Genomic DNA, 26,619 nt, shown 5'->3' with positions numbered 1-26,619 from the left:
AGATGCCTTTTCACGCGGAAAGGGATCTGACCCCTTGGCCCGAAACGCAGAAAGCCCGTCGCGGGGACGGGCTTTCCAGAAGCGCAGCCGGGCGCGGGCTCGGCTCTACGATTCGATGTGGGCGATCAGCCCAGCTTGACCAGCCAGTTGTGGCGGTCCGGCAGGCGGCCATACTGGATATCGGTCAGTTCCTTGCGCAGCGACATGGTGACTTCGCCGGCCGGCGCGTTGATGTCGCCCACCGAGAAGCCCTCGCCCTTCAGCTGGCCGATCGGGGTGACCACCGCGGCGGTGCCACAGGCAAACACTTCGCTGATCGCACCGGAGGCGACGCCGTCCTTCCACTCGTCGATGCTGACCTTGCGCTCTTCGACCTTCATGCCACGGTCGCGGGCCAGCTGCAGGATGCTCTCGCGGGTGATGCCCTCGAGGATGCTGCCCGACAGTTCCGGGGTGACCAGCGTGCCGTCCTTGTAGACCAGGAACACGTTCATGCCGCCCAGTTCTTCCAGGTACTTGCCTTCGACCGGGTCGAGGAACAGTACCTGCGAGCAGCCCTGCGCCTGCGCCTTCTGCTGCGGGAGCAGCGAGGCGGCGTAGTTGCCACCGCACTTGGCAGCACCGGTGCCGCCCTTGGCCGCACGCGCGTACTCGGTGGACAGCCAGATCGACACCGGGGCAACGCCCTTGGCGAAGTACGGGCCGGCCGGGCTGGCGATGACGTAGTAGCCGGCCTTGTGCGCGCCGCGCACGCCGAGGAAGGCCTCGTCGCCGATCATGAACGGACGGAAATACAGGCTCGACTCATCGGCCGAAGGCACCCAGTCACTGTCGACGGCGATCAGCTGCTTCAGCGATTCGACGAAGATCTCCACCGGCAGTTCCGGCAACGCCAGGCGCTGCGCCGAACGCTGCAGGCGACGGCCGTTGGCATCCGGGCGGAAGGTCCAGATCGAACCGTCGGCGTGGCGGTAGGCCTTGATGCCTTCGAAGATTTCCTGGCCGTAATGCAGCACGGCGGCGGCCGGGTCCAGCTGCAGCGGGCCGTAGGCGCGCACATTGGCATTGTGCCAGCCGGCATCCTTGTCCCAGCGCACTTCCACCATGTGATCGGTGAAGTGCAGGCCGAAGCCCGGCTTCTCCAGGATCTTGGCGCGCTCTTCAGCGCTGCGCGGGTGGTCCGAACGGGTGACGGCGAAGCTGGGGATGGACTGGGACACCGGAGGATTCCTGTTCTGGTTGCGGGTAGTGCCGGGCCCGCGTCACTGCGGGCCCTGGGTCAAAGCATGCCGGTCTCTAGCCGGGCCGCCTCGGACATCATGTGCTGGTTCCACGGCGGGTCGAACACCAGGTCGACGTCGGCCTCGGCCACCGTCGGGATCATTTCAAGCTTGCTGCGCACGTCGTCGACCAGGATCTCGCCCATGCCGCAGCCCGGGGCGGTCAGGGTCATCTTCACGTCGATCTCGCGCTTGCCCTCATCCAGGTGCTTGATCTCGACTTCATAGACCAGGCCCAGTTCCACGATGTTGACCGGAATTTCCGGATCGAAGCAGGTGCGCAGCTGCTGCCACACCAGCTGCTCCACCTGTTCATCGGTGGCGTCGGCCGGCAGCTCGAGCGGCGCCGGTGCCTCCTTGCCGATGGCATCGCCGTCCTTGCCGGCGATGCGGAACAGGTTGCCCTCGACGAACACCGAATAACTGCCGCCCAGCGCCTGGGTGATGTACCCATAGCTGCCGGCAGGCAGGGTCACGGTATCGCCCTGCGGGACCATCACGGCCTCGCAATCGCGTTCGAAGTGGACAGGTTCGCTGCTACGGGAATACATGGGGACCGATATGGGGCCGTGGCCGAGGCCACGCAAGACGGCATTCTAGCCCAGCCGCCCCCGCACCGCCGGTGCACTGCGGCAAACCACAGTATCCTGTGGGTGATCTTCTGGGAGCTTCGATGTCCTCCAATGCCGCGCGTGCCAGGACCGTGACCTGGCTCTGGCCCCTCATGCTGCTGCTGGGCCTGTTTGTCGCTCCCCTCGCCTGGATGGTCCTGGCGCTGATGACCGGCCGGCAGGTCGGCTGGATGGCGGTGCTGGCCGCCCTGGAACTGGTGTTCATGCTGCGCCTGGGCACGCTGGGCCCAGGCCGGCTGCGCGTCGCCCTGGTCGTGCTCGGCACCCTGCTGGTGGCCGCCGTGGCCAACTGGGCCATCGCCAGCGCCTGGATGGGCGGCTCGATCGGCCTGGACCTGTGGGATGCCACCACGCGGATGGGCCCGCACCTGGCCTGGACCCTGATCAGCCTGGCCAATGGCGCGGTGGAATGGCTGTGGCTGGCCGTGGCCGTGGCCGTAGGTGCCTGGCTGGCGCGCTGAGCGCGTAGAGATCCGTGGATTCGGTAGTGCCGGCCGCTGGCCGGCAAAGGGGTCAGAGCCCTTTCCTTCGGAAAGGGATCCGCCCCCCGTCCTCAATGCCCGCCGTCGAGCGCCTTCAGTTCGCTCACCAGCGAGGCCGCCGCTTCGGCGCCGTCGCCATAGAGCATGCGGGTGTTGTCGGCGTAGAACAGCGCATTCTCGATGCCCGCAAAACCGGTGCCCTTGCCACGCTTGATCACCACCACGTTGCGCGCGTTGACCACGTCCAGCACCGGCATGCCGTAGATCGGGCTGGCCGGGTCGGTCCGCGCCACCGGATTGACCACGTCGTTGGCACCGATCACCAGCACCACGTCGGTATTGGCGAACTCGGGGTTGATGTCGTCCATGTCGGCGATCAGATCGTAGGGCACGCCGGCCTCGGCCAGCAGCACGTTCATGTGCCCGGGCATGCGCCCGGCCACCGGGTGGATCGCGAACTTCACTTTCACGCCACGCTGGCCCAGCCGCTGCGCCAGTTCCCAGATCTTGTGCTGGGCCTGTGCCACCGCCATGCCGTAGCCGGGCACGATCACCACGCGCTCGGCAAAGGCCATCATCGCCGCGACGTCCGACGCTTCGATGGGCTTCTGCGCGCCGGTGATCGCCTGTGCCTCGCCTCCGGCACCGCCGCCGAAGTTGGAGAACAGCACGTTACGGATCGGCCGGTTCATCGCCTTGGCCATCAACCGGGTCAGCAGGATGCCCGCCGCGCCGACCATCATGCCGGCGATGATCAGCGCCTCATTGCCGAGCACATAACCTTCGAAGGACACCGCCAGGCCGGTGAATGCGTTGTACAGCGAGATCACCACCGGCATGTCGGCGCCACCGATCGGCAACGTCATCAGCACGCCCAGTGCCAGCGCCAGCACGAAGAAGGCGACGATTGCCGAGGTGTTGAGCGTGCTGGCCGCGATGATCGCCAGCACCGCCACTGCCAGTGCCACCATCAGGTTCATCACCTGCTGGCCGGGCCAGGTCACGCGCTTGTCCAGTCGTCCGTCCAGTTTGGCCCAGGCGATCACCGAACCGGAAAGCGAGACCGCACCGATCGCCGCGCCGACCACCGCCAGCAGCAGCACCATGCCCGACGGCTGGCGCGCGGCCAGATCGGCCAGCGCCTGCTCGCTCCAATGGCGGGTATCGCGGTTGGCAAGGAAGGCATAGCGCAGCAGCTCCACCGCACCGATCGCCGCGGCCGAACCACCGCCCATGCCGTTGTACAACGCCACCATCTGCGGCATGTCGGTGATGGCCACCTTGCCGGCCGACCACCAGGCCAGGCCCGCGCCCAGCAGCAGTGCCACCAGGATCAGCGGCACGTTGTGCAGTTCAGGCAGGAAGAAGGTCGCCACCGTGGCCAGCAGCATGCCCAGCCCGGCCCAGCGGATGCCGCTGCGCGCGGTCAGCGGCGAAGCCATGCGCTGCAGGCCCAGCAGGAACAGCGTGGCGGCGACGAGGTAGCTGGCCTTGACCAGCCAGTCGAGCAGTTCGACGGTGCTGATGTTCAAGCCTGTGGCTCCTTCGGTTCGTCCCTGCCGCCCTTGGGCGCGCTCGGCTTGAACATCTCCAGCATGCGCGCGGTGACCACGTAGCCACCGGCGGCATTGCCGGCACCGAGCACCACGGCAAGGAAGCCCAGCGCCTTTTCCAGCGGCGTCTGCGCGTGCCCCAGCACCACCATCGCGCCGATCAGCACGATGCCGTGGATGAAGTTGGAACCCGACATCAGCGGGGTATGCAGGATCACCGGCACCCGCGAAATGATCACGTGGCCGGCGATGGCCGCCAGCATGAAGATGTACAGCGCTACGAACCCGTCACTCACTGGCAACGCTCCCGCTCTGTCTTCGTCGGCCCATCATAACCACGGGCTGAACCCGGCGCGCACCCGGCGTCAACCGCGGTGACGCTCACGCGTTGTCGATGGTGACCCCGAGCGAGGAACCGTACCCTGTGCTGGTGAGCAGCCCCGTCCCCCCGAGCGCCGACACCGATGCCCTGCCAGCATCGCTGGAGGCGTTCCTGGCCAGCGTCGGCCCGCGCGCGTTCCGTTTCGCCGAGGCCGGCCTGCGCCAGCGCGAAGACGCCATGGACGCGGTTCAGGACGCGCTGATGCGCATGCTGGACTACGCCGACAAGCCGGCGGCCGAATGGGCGCCCCTGTTCTGGAGCATCCTGCGCCGCCGCGTGATCGACCTGCAGCGCCGGCGCCGTTTCCGCCTGCCGTTCTGGCGCGACAACCAGGACGCCGACGGAGGCGGGATCGACTGGGCCGACCCCGGCCCGGACCCGGCGCAGGCGCACGAACAGCGCCAGCAGTACCAGCAACTGGTGCAGGCCCTGCGTACCCTGCCCGCACGCCAGCGCGAGGCCTTCACCCTGCGGGTGCTGCAGGACCTGGACGGAGCCACCACTGCCCGCGCCATGGGCTGCAGCGAAGGCGCGGTAAAAACCCATCTGGCACGCGCCCGCCAGGCGCTGCAGGACTACCTGGAGACCCACCCGTGAACCGCTCCCTGCCCTCCGATGACATGCTGCGCAACCTGCACGCGCAGTCGCTGCAGGCGCTGTCGCCGGCCACGCTGGCACAGTTGCGCCAGGCCCGCCACGGCGCCAGCGCAGCCCGTCACGGGCGCTGGCGCTGGTGGCTGGCCAGCGCCTGTTCTCTGGTGGTGGCGCTGGGGATCGGCCTGCAGTTCAGCGGCCACAGCCCCCTGTCGCCCGCCGTGCCGGCACCGGTGCTGGCCTCGATGGAAGACAACAGCGTGCTGTACGACGAAAATCCCGATCTGTACCTGTGGCTGGGCGATACCGACCTGGCGATGGAGTGAACCATGTCCCGACTGCATACCCTGCCGCTGCTGCTGACCCTGTTGCTGCTGCCGGCCTTCCCGGTATTGGCGCAGAACGCCGCGCCCGCCCCTGCCGCACGCCCCGCGCCAGCCCCACCGCTGCCGGCCTGGGAACAGTTGAGTGAAGCGCAGCGGGAATCCTTGCTGGCGCCGCTGCGCGACCGCTGGAACAGCGCCGATGCCGGCCAGCGCCAGCGGATGCTCTCGCATGGCCAGCGCTGGCAATCGATGAGCCCGGAGGAACGCGACAAGGCCCGCCGCGGCCTGCGCCGCTTCGAGCACATGAGCCCGGAACAGCGTGAGCAGGCCCGGGCCCTGTTCGGTCAGATGCGGGATCTGCCGCCCGCGCAGCGCGACGCACTGCGCGAGCGCTGGTCGCAGATGACGCCGGAGCAACGCAAGGACTGGGTGCGGGAGAACCCGCCGCCGGCGAAGCCACGGTAAGCCTTCGGGATACCAGGGTCAGATCCCTTTGCCAGAGGCAAAGGGATCTGACCCCGTATCACTCACGCCTGCCAGCGCGTCTTCGCCAGCAGTTCGTCGTCCCAATCGAAACCGAGCTGCCCGTCGCGCACGAACAGCGCAACGAAGTTGAGCAGGTTCCGTGCATACATCTCGCTGGCCTGGGTCGCGCCGCGGCTGGCCAGGCCCAGCGGACCGTCGATGGTCACGCCCTGGTGTTCGATGCACTGCCCCGGCAGGGTCAGTGCGCAGTTGCCGCCACTTTCCGCCGCCAGATCAACAATGACGCTGCCGGTGGCCATGCCTTCCACCATCGCGGCGGTCACGATGGTCGGTGCCGGGCGGCCCGGTACCGCAGCCGTGCAGATCACCACGTCCACACTGCGCAGGTGGTCGGCCAGCCGACGCTGCTGCTCGGCGCGCTCGTCATCGGTCAGCGCCCGCGCATAGCCTCCCTCGCCCGCCGCGCTGACCCCGAGGTCGAGGAAGCGTGCGCCCAGTGACTGGATCTGCTCGCGGGTTTCCGGGCGCACGTCGAAGCCTTCCACCTGTGCACCGAGGCGGCGCGCGGTGGCGATGGCCTGCAGGCCCGCCACGCCGGCACCGATCACCAGCACCTTGGCCGGCCGCACGGTGCCGGCAGCAGTGGTCAGCATCGGGAAGAAGCGCGGCGCGCGTTCGGCGGCGATCAGCGCCGCCTTGTAGCCGGCCATGCCGGCCTGCGAACTGAGTACATCCATCGCCTGCGCACGGGTGGTGCGCGGCAGCTGCTGCAGCGGGAACAGCTGCAGGCGACCATCGGCCGCCAGCGCGGCCAGCGCCGGATCGCTGGCCGGGGCCAGCAGGCCGACCACGCTGGCGCCGGGCTTGAGCTGTTCCAGCACCGCCGCAGGGGGGGCCTGCACGCACAGCAGGATATCGATCTCGGCCCAGCGGCCCGCGTCGAAGACGCGTGCACCGGCATCGTCATAGGCGGCGTCGGTGAAACCAGCCGCCAAACCCGCGCCCGCCTCATACCAGACGGCAATGCCCAAGGCCCCGAGCCTGCGCGCGGTCTCCGGCGTCAGTGCCACGCGCCGTTCGCCCGGCGCGGTCTCCTTGATCCCCAGCAACGCCACGGCCATGCAGGTCCCCGCTGATCGGTGAGTTTCCCGATCCTAGCAGGCGGCACCCGCTCAGTGCAGCGTGGCGCTGCCCGGGTCGAGGCGATCGATCACGCCCTGCATGGCGCTGTCGAAGGCGCCATCATCAACGTGGGCACGCAGGCGGCCCAGCCGCATCATCACCGCCAGTTCTTCCGGCGAGGCCACGCAGAAGCGCACGCCGCGACGGTTGACGAACAGCAGGCGCGAGGAAATCGGGCTGACCCAGGACAGCTTGCCCGCCTGCACCTTGCCATCCTTGTCGACGAAGTCCAGCCAGTTGCCGATTTCCATGCGGCGGAAGCGGTCGGCATCGGCGTTGTCGAAATCGTCGGCGTCGATCTGCCCGCCAAGCTCAACCGCCGGCGATTCAGCCACTGGCGGGGCCGGCAAGGCAACCTGCGGCAGCTCCGGCAGCGCACGCTGCAGTTCCGGCCGCGACTCGGCGATGCCCTGCAGGGTGTCATGCAGGGCATCGATGGCGGCGGTTGCCGCATCGCCGTGCACGCCGACGCTGGCAAACACCTTGGCCAGCACCGGCTGCCAGGCCTGCAGCCACGGCTTGCCGACGATCTGGCGGCGGGCCTCGGCCACTTCCTCCAGCAGGCCGTCGCCCAGGCTCAATGCCTCGGCCACCGAGGCGCCTTCTTCTCCCTCGCGCAGCAGCGCCAAGGTGAGATGATGCTGCCACGGCTGGCGCAGGAACTCGGCAATGGCCGGCGGCAGCGTGGCGTCACCGATGCGGCGGTCCAGTTCCGCACCGGCCCGGCTGCGGGCCATTTCCAGCTTTTCCTGGCCGCGCTGCGTTTCTGCGGCACGGCGCTCGGCGATTTCCACGCGGCGGCGATGCTGCACCAGGAACTCGCGGAATTCCTCTTCAAGGGTCAGGAAGATCGCCAGGTTCTCGTTGAACTCGGCCACCAGGCGCTCGATGATCTCTTCGACCTTGGCCATCAGCATGCGCTCGGCCTGGCTCTCGCCGGTGTTGCCCTCGCAGGCCTCGGCCAGCGAGTTGAGCAGCTTGCGCGCCGGGTGGGTCTTCTGCACGAACATGCGGCGGTCGAGCATGGCGACCTTGACGAAAGGCACCACCAGGCGGCCGATCAGTTCGCGCGAGCGGCCTTCCAGTTCACGCTCGTCCAGCATCACGTCGAACAGCATGCCGACCAGGTCGATGGCATCCTCATCCTGCGGGTCCAGCCGGGTCTGGCCCGGATCGACGCCAAGCTGGGTGGCGCTGGACAGCACTTCGCTCTTCAGGCGCTGCGCCAGCGATTCGCCGTCCTCGCCGATGGCCGCGCGCAGGGTGGCGCTGGGCGTGGCCTGCAGCAGCGACAGCACCGACATCATTTCGCGCTGGCTGAGCGGGCGCTGCTGGCCAACTGCCACCTGTGCCGCAGACGTGGCGTCCTCACGCACGTGGCGGGTCTGCTGCAGCAGTTCGTGCAGCGCTTCCAGCAGCATGCCCTGCTGGCCAGCGTAGGCCTCGCCGGTGGCGCCGTCATCGCCGCCGAGGTGCTGCTGCATATGCCCGCGGCGCTCGGACCAGCGGGCGGCGAAGCGCTGCGCCCAGGCCGGTGCGGCCTGCTCGTCATCGCTGAACCCCGGATCGACGCCCGCGCCGTGGCGATGCTCGACCAGGTCATCCAGCATCCCGGCCATGCGCGGATCCGGTGCCGGCGGTTGTGGGCGCTGCGGAGCCCCCATCTGCGACATCACGCCGGCTGCGGCCAGCTGCTCGTCCAGCTTCTCGTAGATGCGACCGACCGGTGCACGCAGGTCGCGCTCGCACAGCTTGATCAGCACCAGATGCACTTCCGGGGCCAGTTCACAGCCGGCAAAGGCTTCGTGGATGGCCACGCCCAGGTGTTCGGGGCTGATCGGATTGTGGTCGGCGTCCAGTTCCGCGCCGCCGATCAACCGGCCCAGGCGGCGATCCAGCCGCGCCAGCACCGGCTTGAAGTCACGCAGCAAGACAGTGGCGAAATTGCGCACCGCCAACCGTGATTCCAGCACATGCTCGGCCAGCAGGCTGAGCCCATCCTCGGCCGGCCCGGACAGGGTCGCCTCGGCTGACAGCGGCTCACCAGCCGCCAATGCGGCCCAGGCCTGCTGCAGGTGGCCTGCGAAAGCGGCCGCGATGTCCTCACGGCGGCGGCGCAGTTCGCGCATTGCGTCCAGGAACAGCAGCTGTGACGAGCCGGCATTGCCGGCGCGGTCGAACAGGGCATCGTCGAAACGCGCCAGTGCCGCCCCGAAGGCCTGGCACAACGCGGGCAGGACCATGTCCCGGGCACGCTGGAGCTGGGCCGGGTCACGGCCCGGCGATCCCATCGGTGTGGGCACGCTCATCATTCGGGAAGGCTCCCCACCTTCTCTGGTACGACAGACAGCATGGACATCGCGGCTTCCGGCACACCCCATGTACCGGAACGTCGATGGTAGGCCGGCCAGCCCGTCACGGACAGTGAAACAGTCCTCACTTCAAACCTCATGACCGGCGGCCCGGCAAGACAGATATCGTAAGCCGTGCAAGGCCCACGAGGCGAGGGGAAGCGGCTGTCCGTTTCCCGCCAGTGGCATGATGTTCATCACAGTTTGGTATTCAGGGGCCGGACGCGACACAGACGGCGTCATTGACCACCCCGACTATAATCAAACGCCCGTGATGACCGGTTCAGCCTCCATGCCCGATCCTGCCGCCCTGCTCGCCCTGGATGCCCGCCGCTCGGTGCCCTCGCGGCAACTGGGCGAGCCCGGGCCGGACCCGGCCACCCTGCAGCGGATGCTGGCCTCAGCGGTGCGCGTGCCCGACCACGGCAAGCGCGTGCCGTTCCGCTTCCTGAAAATCGCAGGCGATGCACGTCACACTCTGGGCGACTTCCTGGCTGAACGCAGCCGCCAGCGCGACCCACATGCGGGCGAGGCCGTGTTCGAGAAGGACCGCCAGCGTTTCAGCCACGCACCGCTGGTGATCGTGGTGGTGGCCAGCCCGCGGCCGGACCCGAAGGTGCCCGAGCAGGAACAGCTGATGACCGCCGGCTGCGTCTGTTTCGCCCTGCTGCAGGCCGCGCAGGCGCTGGGTTTCGGCGCGCAGTGGCTGACCGCCTGGATGGCCTTCGATCCGGCTGTTCAGGCCCACCTGGGCCTGGTCGACGGCGAACGCATCGCCGGCTTCATCCACATCGGTACGCCCAAGGCCGACGTACCCGAGCGCGAGCGCCCCGACCCGGCGGCCCTGCTGCGCGACTGGACGCCCCCGGCATGACCCTGCCGGCTGCCCCGCCGTCGCTGTACCTGGTTGATGCCAGCATCTACGTGTTCCGTGCCTGGCATTCACTGCCAGACCAGTTCCAGGACGCACAGGGCTGGCCCACCAATGCGGTGCACGGCTTCGCCCGCTTCCTGCTGGACCTGCTCGAGCGCGAGCGCCCGCGGCACATCGCCATCGCCTTCGATGAAGCGCTTGACAGTGGTTTCCGCCACCGGCTGTATCCGGCCTACAAGGCCAACCGCGAGCCAGCACCGGAAGCGCTCAAGCGCCAGTTCGTGCACTGCAAGGCGCTATGCGCGGCGCTGGGCCTTGCCGTCCTGGCCCACCACGAATACGAGGCCGACGACCTGATCGGCAGCGCCCTGCACGTACACCGGAGCAGCCATCGCGGGGTGATCATCTCCGCCGACAAGGACCTGTCGCAGCTGCTGGTCGACCATGACGAGCAGTGGGACTACGCCCGCAACCAGCGCTGGAACGTGGCCGGGGTGAAGGCGCGGCACGGCGTGCACGCGCACCAGATCGCCGACTACCTGGCGCTGTGTGGCGATGCGGTGGACAACATTCCCGGTGTCAGTGGCGTCGGCAGCAAATCGGCCGCCGTGCTGCTGGCCCATTTCGGCAGCATGGATGCGCTGTTCGAACGACTGGACGAAGTGCCGTTCCTGCGCCTGCGTGGCGCTGCACAGATGGCAGTGCGGCTGCGCGAGCAGCGCGAGCACGCCCAGCTCTGGCGCCAGCTGACCACCATCGCGCTGGATGCGCCGTTGGAGGGCAGCCAGCCCGGACTGCTGCGCCAATCGGCCGATCCAGAGCTGCTCGGTGGCCTGTGCCAGACCCTGCGCTTCGGCCCGATGACCCGCCGCCGGCTGTTCGACGCCGCCGGCGTGGCCGATCCTCTTCCCTCCCACAGCGAGCCCGCATGAGCAAGCGCAATACCGAAGCCCCGCGCGTCGTCTACGAAGGCAAGTACCAGCGCATGCTGGTGCGCGGCACCTGGGAATACAGCGAACGTACCCATGCCGGTGGCCTGGCGGCGATCATCATCGCCGTCACCCCGGAGGACAAGGTGCTGTTCGTCGAGCAGTTCCGCGTGCCGCTGCAGGCACCCACCATCGAAATGCCGGCCGGCCTGGTCGGCGACATCCACGCCGGCGAATCGATCGAAGTCTCGGCCGTGCGCGAACTGGAAGAAGAAACAGGTTGGACCGCTGATCACGCCGAAGTGCTGATGATCGGCCCGACGTCTTCCGGCGCCAGCAGCGAGAAGATCGCCTTCGTGCGCGCCACCGGCCTGCGCCGCATCGGCGAAGGGGGCGGTGATGACAGCGAGGACATCACCGTGCACGAGATTCCACGCAGCGAGGCTGCGGCCTGGCTGGTGCAGAAGATGGGCGAAGGCTACGAGCTGGACGCCAAGCTCTGGGCCGGGCTGTGGATGATCGAGCACCACCTGGACGGACGCCCACGTGGCTGACGCGGACCTGCACAGGCTGCCTGCGTTGCTCGGCGCCGACGACCCGGCGATCTACACGATCCACCGGGCGCAGGGCGTCTCGCCCTACCTCCTGCTGGCCGACCACGCCGGCCAGCAGGTGCCGCGTGCGTTGACCGGGCTCGGCCTGCCCCAGGCCGAGCTGGACCGCCACATCGGCTGGGACATCGGCATCGCCGGCACCACCCGTGCACTGGCCGAACGGCTCGATGCCTGGGCGATCGAACAGACGTACTCGCGGCTGCTGATCGACTGCAACCGCCCACTGGCCTCACCGACGCTGATTCCGGAGGTGAGCGACCACACCGTGGTGCCGGGCAATGCCGGGCTGTCGGCGGCGCAGCGACAGCAGCGCATCGATGCGATCCACGCGCCGTACCATACACGCATCGAGACCGAGCTTGATGCGCGCCGTGATGCCGGCCAGCCCACCCTGCTGGTGATGATGCACAGCTTCACCCCCGTGATGAACGGCACGCAGCGGCCCTGGCACGCCGGCGTGCTGTACCACCAGGACATGCGTTTTGCCCATGCCCTGCTGCAGGCATTGCGCGACGAAGGCGACCTGGTGGTGGGGGACAACGAACCGTATTCGGTCAGCAGCACCAGCGACTACGCGGTGCCGGTGCATGGCGAAGGCCGTGGGCTGGTGCACGTGGAACTGGAGATCCGCCAGGACCTCATTGCCGATATGGCAGGGCAGCAGGCGTGGGCCGAGCGGTTGGCGCGGATCTTCAGCGCGCTGCAACCGGAGTTGCTGGCGCTGGGTTGAACGCGCGCGCATCCATGCCGAACCGGTAGTGCCGGCCGCTGGTCGGCACATCCACCCACGGCAGCGCCTTCAATCATGCCTCGTTGGCCGGGCAGACGGTGGCGGCCGATTCGGCCGGCGCCGGGCGCAGGCCCAGCGCGATCACCACGCCGAACAGTGAAAACAAGGCGGCACCGTATTCGGCGCGCACCAGCCCGGCCAGTGCACTCAGCGACCCGGCTGCACCCGCATCGGCATTGGCCACCATCACCAGCACCGCCAGGCCCAGCGCACCACCGATCTGCTGCGCGGTCGCCGCCATGCCAGATGCAACACCCTGCTGTGCGGACGGCACGCCCTGCCCGGCCACGATCCACATCGAGGTCCAGGTCATGCCCTGGCCGATGCTCAGCACTACCACGCCGGGCAGCAGCGGCCAGAAGTTCGCGCCGTGCGGCAGCGTCGCGGCCACCCAGGCGATACCGATGGCGCCGGCCAGCTGCCCGACCACCAGCACCTTGCGCGCGCTCCAGCGCTGCAGCATCCACTCGGCCAGCTGGATGCCGACCGTGCACACCGCGGTGGCGGGCAGGAATGCCAGGCCGGCCTGCAGCGGGCTCCAGCCGTAGCCGTCCTGGAAGTACAGCGCCATGAAGTAGTACTGCACCCCATAGCTGCTCATGAAGGCGAAGGTCAGGCCCAGTGCCGCGCGCAGTCCGGGCAGCCGCAGCAACGCGAACTGCATCAGCGGATCGCGGCTGCGCTGTTCGATCTGCACGAACGCCACCAGCAGCAGCACCGACAGCAGCAGGCAGCCCAGCGTGGCCGGCGCAGTCCAGCCCCACTCCGGCCCTTGCACGAGGGTAGTGACCAGCAGGCTGCCGCCGGCAGTGACGGTGATGCAGCCGGCCAGATCGAACGAGCGGCCCTGCGCACGCGGGCCATCGGCCGGCAACCACGCACCCGCAGCCACCGCGCAGGTGGTGGCCAGTGGCACGATCACCGCCAGCACCGCCGGCCAGCCGAACGCCTGGGTCAGCACGCCGCCGAGCAGCGTGCCCAGCGCCAGGCCCACCGCGCTGGCCATGCTCCAGATCGCCAGTGCACGGTTGCGCACCGGACCTTCCGCATACAACGTGTTGATCAGCGCCAGCGTGGCCGGGAACAGCAATGCCGCGCCGATGCCCTGCGCCGCACGCGCGATGATCAGCAGGGTGGCGTTCGGCGCCAGCGCGCCGAGCAGCGACGCCAGTGCGAACAGCAGCATGCCCAGCCGGTAGAAGCGGCGGCGGCCGATCAGGTCGGCGGCACGGCCCCCCAGCAGCAGGCTGCCGCCAAAGGCCACGGTGTAGGCACTGACCACCCATTGCAGCTGCTGTGCGTTGATCTCCAGCGCGCGCCCCATGTCATGCAGGGCGACGAAGATGATGGTGGCGTCCAGGGCGATGATCAGCTGGGCGGTGGCCAGCAGGGCCAGCGCCCAGCGCGGGTACTTGAGGGGAGGCATCGACGCTCCGGTGCTGTGGGGGAGCGCAGTCTCATTGATGCAGAGCTATCAATAAACCCCTTTCCGTCCATATCTGTCATGATTTTCAGCATGAATGGAACCTCGATGGACCTCAATGCCGTGCGCATGCTGGTGCAGGTGGCCGAAGCGCGCAGTTTCACCGTCGCCGCCGGGCAACTGGGCCTGAGCCAGTCAGGCCTGTCGCGCGCGATCAGTCGGCTGGAGGCCACGCTGGGGGTGAAGCTGCTGCAGCGAAACACCCGCAACGTGGCACTGACCCCGGATGGTCGCCAGTTCGTCGATCAGGTCGCGCCCCTGCTGTGCGGTCTCGAGGATGCCGAACGCCAGTTGGCCGACCGTCCGTGCACGCCCTCGGGCACCCTGAAGATCAGTGCGCCCTCGATGTTCGGGCGCAAGGTGCTGGTACCGCTGCTGGGGCCGATGCTGCAGCAGCACCCGCAACTGCAGGTGGAAGCCGTGCTCAACGACCGCCTGGTCGATCTGGTCGAGGAAGGTTTCGATGCCGCGCTGCGCACCGGCGTCATCGCCGACCAGCGCATCGTCGCGCGGCCACTGCGGCCGCTGCGCTGGGTGACGGTGGCCAGCCCGGACTACCTCGACCGCTGTGGCGCGCCCGACGATGTGGCCGCCTTGCGGGATCACGCCTGCCTGGCGGTGCGCAACCTGCGCAGTGGCCGGCTGGTGGACTGGCAGTTCCTGCAGGACGGCCAGCTTCATGATTTCACGCCACCGGCGCGGATGGTGTTCGACAGCGGCGATCCGCTGGTGGAAGCGGCGATCGCCGGCATCGGCATCGTGCAGGTGATGGATTTCGCGGTGGCCGACGCCTTGGCCGATGGCCGCCTGCAGCGCGTGCTGCAGCCGTTTGAGGGCCGCAGCCGCGCGCTGTCACTGATCTACCCGCCGTCGCGCCAGCATTCGCCGAAACTGCAGGTACTGGCCGACGCGTTGCTGGCTGGGGACTGGTAGATCCACGCCATGCGTGGATGGAGTTCGGCTTCGCGGTAGCGCCGGGCCATGCCCGGCGAGCCGCATCGCGGCGACGGAACGGAATGCCGCCGGGCACGGCCCGGCGCTACCGGTAGGGCGTTGCCGGCCAGCGGCCGGCACTACCGGGTGCAGTAGATCCACGCCGCGCGTGGATGTGGACTTCGGTGCAGAGCCAGCGCGCGACGCAGCAAAAACTGATTCAGCCCAATTGGAGAAAGAACGCCCCGGTGCGTCCTACCGGAGAAAAATCAGGCTTATCCCGGAGGAACAGATACGCCATGCCGTCGGACAGTACGCCTTTTTGCGAAGGCAGAATGCCGTCGATGTCCGCGCCGTAGAGCATCAAGCGACGGCGACCGCCATTCCACGTCAAAGGTGATTGCAGCCATGCATCGACTCCATCCAGCTTGGAATCCAGGTTCTCATCATCGTCAGGTTCCAAACACTCCACACGCTCGATACGGCCGCGCTCAAGCGAGTCGCTCATGCATCGGCTTCTGGATGCGCCGCCACGCCTGTATGCGAGCACAACTGCGTCGCTAGTTCCCTGCACCGCGCGCAGCCGACGGAAGTGGGAATGATCCCGCGTATCGGTGGGGATGAAGACTGAGAACCAGAAATCCTCAGCAACGCCCTGCGGATAGAACCAATGTGCAGGGAGTGCCATCAGGTGAAAGAGCGCACGGCCTTCAACACAGGCTGGCCAAGGTATGTTCTCTGGAAGAAACGCACCGCCGCCAACGTATGCATCGGTTGGAGAGGCCTTTTCCTTGGTCAACAGCAGGCGGGTGTACATGGTGGGGTCGCCGAAAACTGCACGGACGTCCACGGTGCCAGCGCGCCTCGCCCCGGTTCAAGGCCAATAGCGACAGCCTTGAACAAGGGAGAGAATCGCCGCCGGGCATGGCCCGGCGCTACCGGTGAGGCGTTGCCGGCCAGCGGCCGGCACTACCGGGTGCAGTAGATCCACGCCATGCGTGGATGGATTCCTGGCTGGGGTCAGAGCCCTTTCCGTGGGAAAGGGATCTGACCCCGGGGCATTACGCGAAGCTATCGGTGGCGCGCACCAGCGCGTCCACGTTCTCGGCCTCGAACGCCGAATGGCCCGAGGCCGGGGTGATTTCCAGCTTCGCCTTCGGCCACACCTTGGTCAGGTCCCAGGCGTTGGCCAGCGGGCAGACCACGTCGTAGCGGCCGTGCACGATCACGCCCGGAATGTCGGTGATGCGGTGTGCGTCGCGCAGCAGCTGATCTTCCACCTCGAAGAAGCCGCCGTTGACGAAGTAGTGGTTCTCGATGCGGGCAAACGCCAGCGCGAAATGCGGGTCTTCGTGGCTGTTGATGAAGTCATCATCGACGTGCAGGAAGCTGGTCGCGCCTTCCCAAACCGCCCACGCCTTGGCCGCTTCCAGGCGGGTGGTCTCGTCTTCGCTGGTCAGGCGGCGGTGGAAGGCCGAGATAAGGTCATGACGCTCCACCAGCGGAATCGGCTTGAGGTAGTGCTCCCACGCATCCGGGAACAGGCGGTTGGCGCCTTCCTGGTAGAACCATTCCAGCTCCCAGCGACGCAGCATGAAGATGCCGCGCAGGACCAGTTCGGTCACGCGCTGCGGATGGGTCTCGGCATAGGCCAGCGCCAGGGTCGAGCCCCAGCTGCCACCGAACACCTGCCAGCGATCGACCTTCAGGTGCTCGCGCAGCTTCTCGATATCGGCGACGAGGTCCCAGGTGGTGTTGTCCACCAGGTCCGCGTGCGGGGTGGAACGGCCGGCACCGCGCTGATCGAACAGGATGATGCGGTACTTGGACGGATCGTGGAACTGGCGCATCTTGTCGCTGCAGCCGCCACCCGGGCCACCATGCAGCATCACCACCGGCTTGCCTTCCGGGTTGCCGCACTGTTCGAAGTACAGCGTGTGGCGGTCGTCGACCTTCAGGGTGCCGACGTCGTAGGGGGTGATGGCGGGGTACAGCGTACGCATGCTTGCAGCTCCAGGGTGATGCCCTGCCGGGGCAGGAGAACCTCCATTCTAGGCCGGACGCCGGCCCAGGGTGATGCGGTCGCGCTGCTCCAGGTCCTGCACGGTCTGCACCTCGGCAAATCCCGTCGCCTCGAACAGTGCCCGGATCGCCGCGCCCTGGTCCCAACCGTGCTCGATCAGCAACCAACCGCCGGGCCGCAGGTGGGCTTGGCCACCATCGACGATGCGGCGGATGTCATCCAGGCCGTCCATGCCCGAGGCCAGCGCGGTAGACGGTTCGAAGCGCAGGTCGCCCTGTTCCAGGTGCGGGTCGTTGCTGGCGATGTACGGCGGATTGCTGGCGATCAGGTCGAAGCGCACGCCCTGCAGCGGCGCATACCAGTCGTGCCCGCCCTCGGCGAAACGGACGTTGTCCAGTTCATGGCGGGCCGCATTGCGCGCGGCCACGGCCAGCGCGCCCGGGCTGGCATCGGTGGCCAGCACCTGTGCCCGGGGCCGTTCGCTGGCCAGTGCCAGTGCGATCGCACCGCTGCCGGTACCGAGGTCGGCCAGCTGCAACGCCTGGTCCGGCGGCAGTCGCTCCAGCGCCAACTCGACCAGCAGCTCGGTTTCCGGGCGCGGGATCAGCGTGGCCGGGTCGACCTCCAGGTCCAGCGTCCAGAAACCGCGGCGCCCGGTCAGGTAGGCAACCGGCTCACCGGCCACACGGCGGGCCAGCAAAGCTTCGAAGGCGGCCTGGTCATTGGCGGCCAGCGGATCGGTGGCATGGGCGAACAGCCAGCTGCGCGGGCGCTCCAGTACATGCAGCAGCAGCAGTTCGGCTTCGTGGCGGGCATCGACACCGCCCAAGCGGGCACTGGCGTCAGCTACGACCTGACGCAGGGTGGGTTCGGGTTGGAAAGACATGCCTCAATTGTAGGGCCGAGCCGATGCTCGGCTGCTGCTGGAACAGCCGAGCATCGGCTCGGCTCTACAGATCCACCGTCGAGCATGGCTCGACGCTACAAAAAGCTGGAATCCGTTCAGGTTTCGCCAGAGGGTATAAGGAGGGGCTATCAGCCCTCTTCACACGTCCCGATCGATTTTCCTTGTCACACAAGCAGTTGCAGGATGGGAGCGGCAGGGTTCAGTGCCTGCTCATGGCCATTTGATAGACTTCATCTATCAAATAGATGCAATCAATGGATTGTTCTTATCGCGAGCGAATGGGTAACCTAGCTCCTGTCGATTCACCCACTCCCCTTCACCAAGAGGAAAAATGATGTCCCTCATCAATACCCAGATCCAGCCGTTCGAAGCCAACGCCTACCACAACGGCGAGTTCATCAAGGTTTCCGACGCCAGCCTGAAGGGCCAGTGGTCCGTCCTGATCTTCATGCCGGCCGCCTTCACCTTCAACTGCCCGACCGAGATCGAAGACGCCGCTGACCACTACGCCGAGTTCAAGAAGGCCGGCGCCGAGGTCTACATCGTCACCACCGACACCCACTTCTCGCACAAGGTGTGGCACGAGACCTCGCCGGCCGTCGGCAAGGCCCAGTTCCCGCTGGTCGGCGACCCGACCCACCAGCTGACCCGCGCCTTCGGCGTGCACATTGAAGAAGAAGGCCTGGCCCTGCGCGGCACCTTCATCATCAACCCGGAAGGCGTGATCAAGACCCTGGAGATCCACTCCAACGAGATCGCCCGTGACGTGTCCGAGACCCTGCGCAAGCTGAAGGCTGCCCAGTTCACCGCCGCCAACCCGAACCAGGTCTGCCCGGCCAAGTGGAAGGAAGGCGAGAAGACCCTGACCCCGTCGCTGGACCTGGTCGGCAAGATCTAAAGCAGTACCGGCCTGCCGTGGCCCCACGCCACGGCGCGCCCTTCATCCCCGTGCCGGTCCCCCCGCCGGCGTGGGGGTGAACCCAAGACAGCCAACGCTCGCCCGCCTTGGCCAGCCAGCCCCTTCCACGGTCGCTGTCTTGGGTTCACCCCTACCCCCTGCTGGTCCGCTACCTTCTACAGCGGTGCCACGCCCCCTGTTTGCCTGAAGCCAGGAGATGACCCGATGTTGGACGCCAACCTGCAGTCGCAGCTGAAGACCTATCTGGAGCGCGTGACCCGCCCGATCCAGATCACCGCGCACGCCGACGACGGCGCCAAGTCGCAGGAAATGCTGGAACTGCTGCAGACCCTGGAAAACCTGTCGGACAAGATCACGCTGCAGGTCCTGCGCGATGGCCAGGGCCGCGTGCCGTCCTTCGACCTGGGCACGCCGGGCCAGGACATCCACCTGACCTTCGCCGGCCTGCCGATGGGTCACGAGTTCACCTCGCTGGTGCTGGCCCTGCTGCAGGTCGGCGGCCACCCGTCCAAGGCCACCGCCGAGCTGATCGAGCAGGTGCAGAACCTGGAAGGTGAATACAAGTTCGAAACCTACTTCTCGCTGTCCTGCCAGAACTGCCCGGACGTGGTGCAGGCGCTGAACCTGGCCGCGGTACTCAACCCACGCATCCAGCACGTGGCCATCGATGGTGCGCTGTTCCAGGACGAAGTCGAGAAGCGCGAGATCATGTCGGTGCCGACCGTGTACCTCAACGGTAAAGTGTTCGACCAGGGCCGCATGACCCTGGAGCAGATCGTGGCCAAGCTGGACACCAATGCCAGCAAGCGCGATGCCGAGAAGATCGCCGCCAAGGATGCTTTCGACGTACTGGTGGTCGGTGGTGGCCCGGCTGGCGCCGCAGCGGCGATCTATGCCGCGCGCAAGGGCATCCGTACCGGCATCGCTGCCGAGCGCTTCGGTGGCCAGGTGCTGGACACCATGGCGATCGAGAACTTCATCTCGGTGAAGGAAACCGAAGGCCCGAAGCTGGCCACGGCGCTGGAGCAGCATGTGCGCGAGTACGACGTGGACATCATGAACCTGCAGCGCGCCAGTGCGCTGGTGCCGGCCGGCGAAGACGGCCTGGTGCAGGTGCAGCTGGAGAACGGCGCGGTGCTGAAGTCGCGTTCGGTGATCCTGTCCACCGGCGCGCGCTGGCGGCAGATGAACGTGCCGGGCGAGGACCAGTACCGCAACAAGGGCGTGGCCTACTGCCCGCACTGCGATGGTCCGCTGTTCAAGGGCAAGCGCGTGGCGGTGATCGGCGGCGGCAACTCCGGTGTGGAAGCGGCCATCGACCTGGCCGGCATCGTGTCGCATGTAACCCTGCTGGAGTTCGATTCCAGCCTGCGTGCCGACGAAGTGCTGCAGAAGAAGCTGCGCAGCCTGGGCAACGTCACCGTGCTGACCAGCGCACAGACCACCGAAGTGCTCGGCGACGGCAGCAAGGTCACCGGCCTGGTCTACAAGGACCGCATCGGCGGCGATGCCCACCGCGTCGAGCTGGAAGGCATCTTCGTGCAGATCGGCCTGCTGCCCAACACCGAGTGGCTGAAGGATGTGGTGGCGCTGTCGCCGCGTGGCGAGATCGTCATCGACGATCGCGGCCAGACCAACCTGCCGGGTGTGTTTGCTGCTGGCGATTGCACGACGGTGCCCTACAAGCAGATCATCATCGCCATGGGCGCCGGTTCCACCGCCGCACTGAGCGCGTTCGACCACCTGATCCGCTCGTCGGTGAGCAACAGCAGCGGTGCCGTTGCTGAAGCGGCCTGATCCACCGTTCCCAGATCACCGGGAACATTGTCTGCCTGTCGGGTAACCACGCCGTCAGCCGGTCCGTTACCCCTGGGGTGTAAGGATGAACCTACGTGATCTGAAGTACCTGGTAGCCCTGGCCGACCACAAGCATTTCGGCCGGGCGGCCGCTTCCTGCTTTGTCAGCCAGCCGACGTTGTCCACGCAGATCCGCAAGCTGGAGGAAGAGCTCGGCCTGCCGCTGGTGGAACGCGCACCGCGCAAGGTGATGCTGACCCCGGCCGGCCAGGAAGCGGCCGCACGGGCGCGGGTGATCGTGTCCGAAGTGGAACAGCTGAAGGAAGCGGCGCGACGCAGCCGCGATCCGGAAGCCGGTACGGTGCGCCTGGGGATCTTCCCGACCCTCGGCCCGTACCTGCTGCCGCATGTGATCCCGCGCATCCGCGAGCGCTTCCCGGAGCTGGAACTGCTGCTGGTCGAGGAAAAGAGCGATGTGCTGCTGGACCGCCTGCGCGAAGGCAAGCTCGACGCTGCATTGCTGGCGCTGCCGGTGATCGACGACCAGCTGCATGCCGAGTTCCTGTTCGAGGAACCGTTCCTGCTGGCCGTCTCCGGTCGCCACCCGCTGGCACGTCGCGAGCACCTGGACGTGCAGGAACTGGCCACGCAGAAGCTGCTGCTGCTGGAGGACGGCCATTGCCTGCGCGACCAGGCGCTGGAAGTCTGCCGCCTGTTCGGCGCCAACGAGAAGTCCGAGTTCCGCGCCACCAGCCTGGAAACGCTGCGGCAGATGGTCGCCGCCGACGTCGGCATCACCCTGCTGCCGAGCCTGTCGGTGCAGCCGCCAGTGCCGCGCTCGAACAACATCCGCCTGCTCGACTTCACCGGCGAAGGCCGTCCCAGCCGCCGCATCGCCATGATCTGGCGCCGCAGCTCGGCCATGAACGACTTCCTGATGGACCTGGCCGACCAGTTCAAGCGTCTGCCGCAGGCGCTGTTCACGCTGGAGGCGCTCGATGCCGGCAGCGATGCACCGGCCCTGCCCGGCCCCGCGCTGAACGGCTGAGCCCCCCGCAGTACCGGCCTGGAATCGGCAGGAGTCGATTCCGGCCGCATTTGTCCCCACAATACAGACAGGCGGCGCCAGCAGGTGCCGCCTTTTGCATGGCTTTCAACCAAGGAGCTTCACCATGAGTACCGCCAGCGGCCTGCCGCCGTCGATCACCGTTTCCACCTTCGACATGGACCGCCTGGACGCCATGCTCGAATCCCCTGCGCTGAGCCAGACGCCTGCCGCGCTCGCGCTTGCTGAAGAACTCAACCGGGCCACCGTGCTGGCACCGGACCAGATTCCCGAAGGCATCGTCATGATGCATTCGCGCGTGGAGTGCGAAGATGAAGTGTCGGGCGAGAAGCACGTCCTGACCCTGGTCTTCCCCCGCGAAGCCAACGTCGATGAAGGCAAGGTTTCCGTGCTGGCCCCGGTCGGCAGTGCCCTGCTCGGCCTTTCGATCGGCCAGAGCATCGACTGGAACGCGCCCGGTGGCCGCAAGCTGCGCCTGCGCGTGACCGCGGTCCACAACGACCGCCCCTGATTACCGCTGCGCACCGCGCGCGATTCGATCCCCCTGCCCCAGGAGCCGTAATGAGTACCCCGTCCAAACTGTCCCAGCTGCGCGAACTGTCCGTGGTCGTTGCCGATACCGGTGACTACGAGGCGATCAAGCGCCTGCAGCCGGTGGACTGCACCACCAATCCGACCCTGGTGAAGAAGGCGCTGGACCTGCCGGTCTACGCCGAGCTGATCGAACGCGAACTGGCCTGGGGCCGCCAGCAGAGTGGCGACCGCGAAGCCGTGGTGCACGCCGTGGCCGACCGCCTGACCATCGGCGTCGGCGCGCTGCTGAGCACGCTGGTGCCGGGCCGGGTGTCCACCGAGGTGGATGCCGACCTGGCTCACGACACCGCTGCCACCGTGGCCAAGGCCCGCCAGTTCATCCAGATGTACGCCGATGCCGGCGTGCCGCGCGAGAAGATCCTGATCAAGATCGCCGCGACCTGGGAAGGCGTGGAAGCCGCGCGCATCCTGCAGGCCGAGGGTATCGACTGCAACCTGACCCTGATCTTCAACCCGACCCAGGCGCTGGCCTGCAGCGAAGCCGGGGCGTTCCTGATCTCGCCGTTCGTCGGCCGCATCCTGGACTGGTACGTGGCCAACGGCCAGGCCCCGGCCACCATCGATGAAGACCCGGGCGTGAAGTTCGTGCGCGGCGTGTATGCCGAATTCAAGCGTCGCGGTTCGCCGACAGTGGTGATGGGCGCCTCGTTCCGTTCGACCGCGCAGATCGAAGCACTGGCCGGCTGCGACCGCCTGACGATCTCGCCGGACCTGCTGGAGAAGCTGGACGCCGACCACGGCGAGCTGCCGCGCAAGCTGGTAGCCGGTGCAGCCGATGGCACGGCGGTGACGCCGATCGATGCGGCGAAGTTCGCGGCGGATCTGGCGGCCGATCCGATGGCCACCGAGAAGCTGGCGACCGGCATCGAGGCGTTTGCCAAGGATCTGGAAGCACTGCGCGAGCGGATCCGCGCGGCACTGTGAGGATTCCGGCCAACGGCTGAGCCCCTCGTGGCGGGTCGGTTGGTCGCGAAGAGCAAAAAGCCGCGCTGGGTCGGGCGGGTTGGGTTCGCGGGAGACGCCGTGAATCCATCCCCGGAGGCTTGGCCGCCGCTTGCTCGTGTGCGCTGTCCTGCGCACACGGCAAGACCGGGGTTGGGCGTCCTGCCCAACCCGCCCGAGGCATGCCTCGGGCCCATGCGGCGGACACTCCCGCGAACCCAACCCGCCCGCCCTCTGACAGTTTCCTGCGGCGGCCCGCCACGGAAGAAAGAAAGAAGAGCAACAGCGGGTCGCGCGCTTCGCTTGCTTGGAGCGGAGCATGGCTCCGCTCTACAGAAAGCACTGCAGGATCAAACAAAAAGGACGCGGCAAACGCCGCGTCCTTTTTGTTTTTCTTCAGTTCGTCAGTAACCCATGCTCTTGCCCACCGTCACCGGGAAACTGTCGAAGGTGGGACGGGGGCGGCTGGCAGGACCGTTGGCGCCATGGATGGCGCCATCGAGCCCCCATGGACGGGTTCACGGCGTGTCCTGCCAGCCGCCCCCGTCCCGCCCAACCATCAGCAACCCAGAGCCGCTTTGGCTTTGGCTCTGGCTTTGGCTTCAGCCCGCCGCAGGCGGACCACCGCGCGTCAGCGCGGCGCCTCCACATCCAACCCGATCGGGCAGCTCACGCCGGTGCCGCCGATGCCGCAGTAGCCGTTCGGATTCTTCGCCAGGTACTGCTGGTGGTAGTCCTCGGCGTAGTAGTACGCCGGTGCCGGGTACACGATCTCGGTGGTGATCGGGCCGTAGCCGGCCGCAGCCAGCTGCGCCTGGTAGGCCTCGCGGCTGGCCAGCGCGGCCTTGTACTGGGCCTCGTCGGTGGCATGGATCGCCGAGCGGTACTGGGTGCCGGTGTCGTTGCCCTGACGCATGCCCTGGGTCGGGTCGTGGCTTTCCCAGAACAGCTGCAGCAGCCGCTCCAGGCTCACCACCGCCGGGTCGAACACCACCTGTACCACTTCGGTGTGGCCGGTCAGGCCCGAGCAGACCTCTTCATAGGTCGGGTTCGGCGTGATGCCACCTGCATAGCCGACCGACGTGCTGTACACGCCCGGCTCGGTCCAGAACTTGCGCTCGGCGCCCCAGAAACAGCCCAGCGCAAAGCGTATCTGCTGCAGGCCGGCGAAACGGTCCTTCAGCGGATGGCTGTTCACGAAGTGCTGGTTGCTGTGCAGCGGCAGTGGTTGGTCACGCCCCGGTAGCGCCTCTTCCGGGCGCGGCAGGCGCTGCTTGAAGGCGCCGATGCCGAGGATGCCCTGGCCAATTCCCAACATGATGCGCTCCTACGCCGGAAGGCCGGCAATGTCGTCTGCATCGGAAATGGGGTCGGACGGGGCCTGGCCCAAGTCCAGCGCCGCTACGATGTCCTCGGCCTGCGGCCGCGCCGCATCGGGGATGCCGACCCGCAGCACGCCAAACAGCGGCAGCTCGCCCATCCCGCCCAGCAGCTGCTCTCCGAACACGAACGCGGGGATACCGGCGTCTTCCAGCGCGTGCTTGACCAGATGGGCGTCGAACAGATTGTCGGCCTTGTACACGATGTGCATGCGGCGGCTCCTCGGGACAAGGGTCCAGCATACGCCTGGGGGCTGAATGGTGGAGAGGCCGGCAACCCCGGCAGCCCTGCCCCGTACGCGCTAGACTGTTGGTCTTTCTGCCCTTTTTCGCCCCAGACTCATGTCCGAGCACACCCCCGCCAGCCCCGAGACCCCCGCCGACAGCCACGAGAAGCGCGATTTCATCCGCCAGATCGTGCGCGAGGACCTGGCCAGCGGAAAGCACCAGGCGATCAAGACCCGCTTCCCGCCGGAGCCGAACGGCTACCTGCACATCGGTCACGCCAAGTCGATCTGCCTGAACTTCGGCATCGCCGGTGAATTCAGCGGCGTCTGCAACCTGCGCTTCGATGACACCAACCCGGCCAAGGAAGATCCGGAATACGTGGCCGCGATCCAGGACGACGTGCGCTGGCTGGGCTTCAGCTGGAACGAGCTGCGCCACGCCTCGGACTACTTCCAGGCCTACTACCTGGCCGCCGAGAAGCTGATCGAACAGGGCAAGGCCTATGTCTGCGACCTGTCAGCCGAAGAAGTGCGTGCCTACCGCGGCACCCTGACCGAGCCGGGTCGCCCGTCGCCGTGGCGCGACCGCAGCGTCGAGGAAAACCTCGACCTGTTCCGCCGCATGCGCGCCGGTGAGTTCCCCGATGGCGCGCGCACCCTGCGCGCGAAGATCGACATGGCCAGCGGCAACATCAACCTGCGCGATCCGGCGCTGTACCGCATCAAGCACGTCGAGCACCAGAACACCGGCAACGCGTGGCCGATCTACCCGATGTACGACTTCGCCCATGCGCTGGGTGATTCGATCGAAGGCATCACGCACTCGCTGTGCACGCTGGAATTCGAAGACCACCGCCCGCTGTACGACTGGTGCGTGGACAACGTCGATTTCGCCCATGACGACGCGCTGACCCAGCCCCTGGTCGATGCCGGGCTGCCACGCGAAGCGGCCAAGCCGCGCCAGATCGAGTTCTCGCGCCTGAACATCAACTACACGGTGATGAGCAAGCGCAAGCTGATGGCGCTGGTCACTGAACAGCTGGTGGACGGCTGGGAAGACCCGCGCATGCCGACCCTGCAGGGCCTGCGACGCCGTGGCTACACCCCGGCCGCGATGCGCCTGTTCGCCGAGCGCGTGGGCATCAGCAAGCAGAATTCGCTGATCGACTTCAGCGTGCTCGAAGGCGCACTGCGCGAGGACCTCGACAGCGCCGCGCCGCGCCGCATGGCCGTGGTCGACCCGCTCAAGCTGGTGCTGACCAACCTTCCGGAAGGCCACGAAGAACTGCTGACCTTCAGCAACCACCCGAAGGACGAAAGCTTCGGCAGCCGCGAAGTTCCGTTCGCCCGCGAAGTGTGGATCGATCGCGAGGACTTCGCCGAAGTGCCGCCGAAGGGCTGGAAGCGCCTGGTGCCGGGCGGCGAAGTGCGCCTGCGTGGCGCCGGCATCATCCGCTGCGACGAAGTGATCAAGGATGCCGACGGCACCATCACCGAGCTGCGCGGCTGGCTGGATCCGGAATCGCGCCCGGGCATGGAAGGCGCCAACCGCAAGGTCAAGGGCACCATCCACTGGGTGAGCGCCGTGCACGGCGTGCCGGCCGAGATCCGCCTGTACGACCGCCTGTTCTCGGTGCCGAACCCTGACGACGAATCGGAAGGCAAGACCTACCGCGACTACCTGAACCCGGAATCGCGCCGTACCGTCACCGGCTATGTCGAGCCGGCCGCAGCCAGCGCCGCACCGGAGCAGTCGTTCCAGTTCGAGCGCACCGGCTATTTCGTCGCCGACCGCCGCGATCACACCGAAGCCAAGCCGGTGTTCAACCGCAGCGTGACCCTGCGCGACACCTGGTCGGCCTGAGCACCTGCGC

At 67.4% G+C, this 26,619-nt stretch carries 27 protein-coding genes; 15 read left to right on the top strand and 12 right to left on the bottom strand.

Going from position 1 to position 26,619, the window contains the following annotated elements; genetic code table 11:
- Window positions 1-125: 125 nt before the first annotated feature.
- Both ACSYHF_RS03770 and sufT read right to left on the bottom strand, forming a co-directional pair.
- Entirely contained in the window at window positions 126-1,220 is a 1,095-nt protein-coding gene (locus ACSYHF_RS03770; protein WP_005412326.1) for a branched-chain amino acid aminotransferase, read from the bottom strand.
- A gap of 59 nt (window positions 1,221-1,279) precedes the next feature.
- Window positions 1,280-1,831 carry a putative Fe-S cluster assembly protein SufT gene (sufT, locus tag ACSYHF_RS03765; protein ID WP_005415385.1) on the bottom strand — a complete coding sequence of 184 codons (552 nt, stop codon included), beginning with the start codon at window positions 1,829-1,831 and terminating at the stop codon, window positions 1,280-1,282.
- A 122-nt stretch (window positions 1,832-1,953) separates the two neighbouring features.
- Here sufT and ACSYHF_RS03760 point away from each other — a divergent pair, with 122 nt between their 5' ends.
- A complete protein-coding gene (locus tag ACSYHF_RS03760; RefSeq protein WP_032953950.1) occupies window positions 1,954-2,373 on the top strand; it encodes a membrane protein in 420 nt (139 codons plus the stop codon).
- 92 nt (window positions 2,374-2,465) lie between these two features.
- Here the strand turns inward: ACSYHF_RS03760 and ACSYHF_RS03755 are convergent, their stop codons facing one another.
- Window positions 2,466-3,926: an NAD(P)(+) transhydrogenase (Re/Si-specific) subunit beta gene (locus ACSYHF_RS03755; protein WP_095379298.1), complete on the bottom strand. Its 1,461-nt coding sequence runs from the start codon at window positions 3,924-3,926 to the stop codon at window positions 2,466-2,468.
- Window positions 3,923-4,243, bottom strand: coding sequence for an NAD(P) transhydrogenase subunit alpha (locus ACSYHF_RS03750; protein ID WP_005415382.1), 321 nt, complete (start codon window positions 4,241-4,243; stop codon window positions 3,923-3,925). The genes ACSYHF_RS03755 and ACSYHF_RS03750 overlap by 4 nt, the downstream gene beginning before the upstream one ends.
- Before the next feature lie 98 nt (window positions 4,244-4,341).
- Here ACSYHF_RS03750 and ACSYHF_RS03745 point away from each other — a divergent pair, with 98 nt between their 5' ends.
- Genes ACSYHF_RS03745 through ACSYHF_RS03735 form a run of 3 tightly spaced genes read left to right on the top strand, consistent with a single transcriptional unit; the run spans window position 4,342 to window position 5,714 of the window.
- The gene (locus ACSYHF_RS03745; RefSeq protein WP_080104281.1) at window positions 4,342-4,926 is read left to right on the top strand and encodes an RNA polymerase sigma factor; all 585 of its coding nucleotides are present in this window, start codon (window positions 4,342-4,344) and stop codon (window positions 4,924-4,926) included.
- Window positions 4,923-5,249 carry a hypothetical protein gene (locus ACSYHF_RS03740; RefSeq protein WP_005415380.1) on the top strand — a complete coding sequence of 109 codons (327 nt, stop codon included), beginning with the start codon at window positions 4,923-4,925 and terminating at the stop codon, window positions 5,247-5,249. The genes ACSYHF_RS03745 and ACSYHF_RS03740 overlap by 4 nt, the downstream gene beginning before the upstream one ends.
- Before the next feature lie 3 nt (window positions 5,250-5,252).
- A complete protein-coding gene (locus ACSYHF_RS03735) occupies window positions 5,253-5,714 on the top strand; it encodes a DUF3106 domain-containing protein (protein ID WP_053500492.1) in 462 nt (153 codons plus the stop codon).
- A 62-nt stretch (window positions 5,715-5,776) separates the two neighbouring features.
- Here ACSYHF_RS03735 and ACSYHF_RS03730 read toward each other — a convergent pair whose 3' ends face one another.
- Together ACSYHF_RS03730 and ACSYHF_RS03725 are read right to left on the bottom strand one after the other, a co-directional pair.
- Entirely contained in the window at window positions 5,777-6,856 is a 1,080-nt protein-coding gene (locus ACSYHF_RS03730) for an NAD(P) transhydrogenase subunit alpha (protein ID WP_005415378.1), read from the bottom strand.
- Between the two features lie 51 nt (window positions 6,857-6,907).
- Complete coding sequence (locus tag ACSYHF_RS03725; protein WP_053500494.1) at window positions 6,908-9,229, bottom strand: DUF1631 domain-containing protein; 2,322 nt, start codon at window positions 9,227-9,229, stop codon at window positions 6,908-6,910.
- A gap of 331 nt (window positions 9,230-9,560) precedes the next feature.
- Between ACSYHF_RS03725 and ACSYHF_RS03720 the strand changes: the two genes are divergently transcribed.
- Genes ACSYHF_RS03720 through ACSYHF_RS03705 form a run of 4 tightly spaced genes read left to right on the top strand, consistent with a single transcriptional unit; the run spans window position 9,561 to window position 12,415 of the window.
- Window positions 9,561-10,142, top strand: coding sequence for a nitroreductase family protein (locus tag ACSYHF_RS03720; RefSeq protein WP_005415376.1), 582 nt, complete (start codon window positions 9,561-9,563; stop codon window positions 10,140-10,142).
- On the top strand, window positions 10,139-11,074 hold the full coding sequence (locus tag ACSYHF_RS03715; RefSeq protein WP_005415375.1) for a 5'-3' exonuclease: 936 nt from the start codon (window positions 10,139-10,141) through the stop codon (window positions 11,072-11,074). Before ACSYHF_RS03720 ends, ACSYHF_RS03715 begins: the two co-directional genes overlap by 4 nt.
- Window positions 11,071-11,625, top strand: coding sequence for an NUDIX hydrolase (locus ACSYHF_RS03710; protein WP_065179592.1), 555 nt, complete (start codon window positions 11,071-11,073; stop codon window positions 11,623-11,625). The genes ACSYHF_RS03715 and ACSYHF_RS03710 overlap by 4 nt, the downstream gene beginning before the upstream one ends.
- Window positions 11,618-12,415, top strand: a complete 798-nt coding sequence (locus ACSYHF_RS03705; protein ID WP_005415373.1) for an N-formylglutamate amidohydrolase — start codon at window positions 11,618-11,620, stop codon at window positions 12,413-12,415. The genes ACSYHF_RS03710 and ACSYHF_RS03705 overlap by 8 nt, the downstream gene beginning before the upstream one ends.
- A gap of 73 nt (window positions 12,416-12,488) precedes the next feature.
- Here the strand turns inward: ACSYHF_RS03705 and ACSYHF_RS03700 are convergent, their stop codons facing one another.
- On the bottom strand, window positions 12,489-13,901 hold the full coding sequence (locus ACSYHF_RS03700) for an MFS transporter (protein ID WP_329846128.1): 1,413 nt from the start codon (window positions 13,899-13,901) through the stop codon (window positions 12,489-12,491).
- Window positions 13,902-14,006: 105 nt separating this feature from the next.
- Here ACSYHF_RS03700 and ACSYHF_RS03695 point away from each other — a divergent pair, with 105 nt between their 5' ends.
- Window positions 14,007-14,891 carry a LysR family transcriptional regulator gene (locus ACSYHF_RS03695; protein WP_088497420.1) on the top strand — a complete coding sequence of 295 codons (885 nt, stop codon included), beginning with the start codon at window positions 14,007-14,009 and terminating at the stop codon, window positions 14,889-14,891.
- A 220-nt stretch (window positions 14,892-15,111) separates the two neighbouring features.
- Here the strand turns inward: ACSYHF_RS03695 and ACSYHF_RS03690 are convergent, their stop codons facing one another.
- From ACSYHF_RS03690 to prmC, 3 genes are all read right to left on the bottom strand, one after another.
- Window positions 15,112-15,708 (bottom strand): hypothetical protein, encoded by a 597-nt coding sequence (locus tag ACSYHF_RS03690; protein WP_134970568.1) that lies wholly within the window; start codon window positions 15,706-15,708, stop codon window positions 15,112-15,114.
- A gap of 244 nt (window positions 15,709-15,952) precedes the next feature.
- Window positions 15,953-16,894 (bottom strand): prolyl aminopeptidase, encoded by a 942-nt coding sequence (pip, locus tag ACSYHF_RS03685; protein ID WP_188239693.1) that lies wholly within the window; start codon window positions 16,892-16,894, stop codon window positions 15,953-15,955.
- 48 nt (window positions 16,895-16,942) lie between these two features.
- A complete protein-coding gene (prmC, locus tag ACSYHF_RS03680) occupies window positions 16,943-17,800 on the bottom strand; it encodes a peptide chain release factor N(5)-glutamine methyltransferase (RefSeq protein ID WP_065196909.1) in 858 nt (285 codons plus the stop codon).
- 355 nt (window positions 17,801-18,155) lie between these two features.
- Here prmC and ahpC point away from each other — a divergent pair, with 355 nt between their 5' ends.
- From ahpC to ACSYHF_RS03655, 5 genes are all read left to right on the top strand, one after another.
- The gene (gene ahpC / locus ACSYHF_RS03675; RefSeq protein ID WP_005415368.1) at window positions 18,156-18,719 is read left to right on the top strand and encodes an alkyl hydroperoxide reductase subunit C; all 564 of its coding nucleotides are present in this window, start codon (window positions 18,156-18,158) and stop codon (window positions 18,717-18,719) included.
- 225 nt (window positions 18,720-18,944) lie between these two features.
- Window positions 18,945-20,537: an alkyl hydroperoxide reductase subunit F gene (ahpF, locus tag ACSYHF_RS03670; RefSeq protein ID WP_329889731.1), complete on the top strand. Its 1,593-nt coding sequence runs from the start codon at window positions 18,945-18,947 to the stop codon at window positions 20,535-20,537.
- Window positions 20,538-20,622: 85 nt separating this feature from the next.
- Window positions 20,623-21,585: a LysR substrate-binding domain-containing protein gene (locus ACSYHF_RS03665; RefSeq protein ID WP_049414506.1), complete on the top strand. Its 963-nt coding sequence runs from the start codon at window positions 20,623-20,625 to the stop codon at window positions 21,583-21,585.
- Between the two features lie 124 nt (window positions 21,586-21,709).
- Entirely contained in the window at window positions 21,710-22,114 is a 405-nt protein-coding gene (gene rnk, locus ACSYHF_RS03660; protein ID WP_005408156.1) for a nucleoside diphosphate kinase regulator, read from the top strand.
- A gap of 50 nt (window positions 22,115-22,164) precedes the next feature.
- Window positions 22,165-23,121: a transaldolase gene (locus ACSYHF_RS03655; RefSeq protein WP_447576093.1), complete on the top strand. Its 957-nt coding sequence runs from the start codon at window positions 22,165-22,167 to the stop codon at window positions 23,119-23,121.
- Window positions 23,122-23,770: 649 nt separating this feature from the next.
- Here the strand turns inward: ACSYHF_RS03655 and msrA are convergent.
- Both msrA and ACSYHF_RS03645 read right to left on the bottom strand, forming a co-directional pair.
- Window positions 23,771-24,436 (bottom strand): peptide-methionine (S)-S-oxide reductase MsrA, encoded by a 666-nt coding sequence (gene msrA, locus ACSYHF_RS03650; RefSeq protein ID WP_032953954.1) that lies wholly within the window; start codon window positions 24,434-24,436, stop codon window positions 23,771-23,773.
- Window positions 24,437-24,466: 30 nt separating this feature from the next.
- Entirely contained in the window at window positions 24,467-24,730 is a 264-nt protein-coding gene (locus tag ACSYHF_RS03645) for a putative signal transducing protein (protein ID WP_005415362.1), read from the bottom strand.
- Between the two features lie 130 nt (window positions 24,731-24,860).
- Here ACSYHF_RS03645 and ACSYHF_RS03640 point away from each other — a divergent pair, with 130 nt between their 5' ends.
- Window positions 24,861-26,609 carry a glutamine--tRNA ligase/YqeY domain fusion protein gene (locus tag ACSYHF_RS03640; protein WP_111174628.1) on the top strand — a complete coding sequence of 583 codons (1,749 nt, stop codon included), beginning with the start codon at window positions 24,861-24,863 and terminating at the stop codon, window positions 26,607-26,609.
- The last annotated feature ends 10 nt before the right edge of the window (window positions 26,610-26,619 follow it).

It is taken from the genome of Stenotrophomonas maltophilia group sp. P373 (assembly GCF_053295075.1).
Note: the sequence above shows the minus strand (reverse complement) of the source record. Positions and strands in the feature narration are given on the sequence as shown.

Excerpts from the sequence above, each read along its gene's own strand:
- ACSYHF_RS03730 (WP_005415378.1), bottom strand. The coding sequence starts at position 6,856 with ATGGCCGTGGCGTTGCTGGGGATCAAGGAGACCGCGCCGGGCGAACGG.
- ACSYHF_RS03745 (WP_080104281.1), top strand. The coding sequence starts at position 4,342 with ATGGTGACCCCGAGCGAGGAACCGTACCCTGTGCTGGTGAGCAGCCCC.
- ACSYHF_RS03710 (WP_065179592.1), top strand. The coding sequence starts at position 11,071 with ATGAGCAAGCGCAATACCGAAGCCCCGCGCGTCGTCTACGAAGGCAAG.
- ahpC (WP_005415368.1), top strand. The coding sequence starts at position 18,156 with ATGTCCCTCATCAATACCCAGATCCAGCCGTTCGAAGCCAACGCCTAC.
- ACSYHF_RS03735 (WP_053500492.1), top strand. The coding sequence starts at position 5,253 with ATGTCCCGACTGCATACCCTGCCGCTGCTGCTGACCCTGTTGCTGCTG.
- ACSYHF_RS03690 (WP_134970568.1), bottom strand. The coding sequence starts at position 15,708 with ATGTACACCCGCCTGCTGTTGACCAAGGAAAAGGCCTCTCCAACCGAT.
- ACSYHF_RS03715 (WP_005415375.1), top strand. The coding sequence starts at position 10,139 with ATGACCCTGCCGGCTGCCCCGCCGTCGCTGTACCTGGTTGATGCCAGC.
- ahpF (WP_329889731.1), top strand. The coding sequence starts at position 18,945 with ATGTTGGACGCCAACCTGCAGTCGCAGCTGAAGACCTATCTGGAGCGC.
- pip (WP_188239693.1), bottom strand. The coding sequence starts at position 16,894 with ATGCGTACGCTGTACCCCGCCATCACCCCCTACGACGTCGGCACCCTG.
- ACSYHF_RS03700 (WP_329846128.1), bottom strand. The coding sequence starts at position 13,901 with ATGCCTCCCCTCAAGTACCCGCGCTGGGCGCTGGCCCTGCTGGCCACC.
- ACSYHF_RS03725 (WP_053500494.1), bottom strand. The coding sequence starts at position 9,229 with ATGATGAGCGTGCCCACACCGATGGGATCGCCGGGCCGTGACCCGGCC.
- ACSYHF_RS03655 (WP_447576093.1), top strand. The coding sequence starts at position 22,165 with ATGAGTACCCCGTCCAAACTGTCCCAGCTGCGCGAACTGTCCGTGGTC.
- ACSYHF_RS03720 (WP_005415376.1), top strand. The coding sequence starts at position 9,561 with ATGCCCGATCCTGCCGCCCTGCTCGCCCTGGATGCCCGCCGCTCGGTG.
- ACSYHF_RS03695 (WP_088497420.1), top strand. The coding sequence starts at position 14,007 with ATGGACCTCAATGCCGTGCGCATGCTGGTGCAGGTGGCCGAAGCGCGC.
- ACSYHF_RS03665 (WP_049414506.1), top strand. The coding sequence starts at position 20,623 with ATGAACCTACGTGATCTGAAGTACCTGGTAGCCCTGGCCGACCACAAG.
- ACSYHF_RS03640 (WP_111174628.1), top strand. The coding sequence starts at position 24,861 with ATGTCCGAGCACACCCCCGCCAGCCCCGAGACCCCCGCCGACAGCCAC.
- sufT (WP_005415385.1), bottom strand. The coding sequence starts at position 1,831 with ATGTATTCCCGTAGCAGCGAACCTGTCCACTTCGAACGCGATTGCGAG.
- rnk (WP_005408156.1), top strand. The coding sequence starts at position 21,710 with ATGAGTACCGCCAGCGGCCTGCCGCCGTCGATCACCGTTTCCACCTTC.
- ACSYHF_RS03760 (WP_032953950.1), top strand. The coding sequence starts at position 1,954 with ATGTCCTCCAATGCCGCGCGTGCCAGGACCGTGACCTGGCTCTGGCCC.
- prmC (WP_065196909.1), bottom strand. The coding sequence starts at position 17,800 with ATGTCTTTCCAACCCGAACCCACCCTGCGTCAGGTCGTAGCTGACGCC.
- ACSYHF_RS03645 (WP_005415362.1), bottom strand. The coding sequence starts at position 24,730 with ATGCACATCGTGTACAAGGCCGACAATCTGTTCGACGCCCATCTGGTC.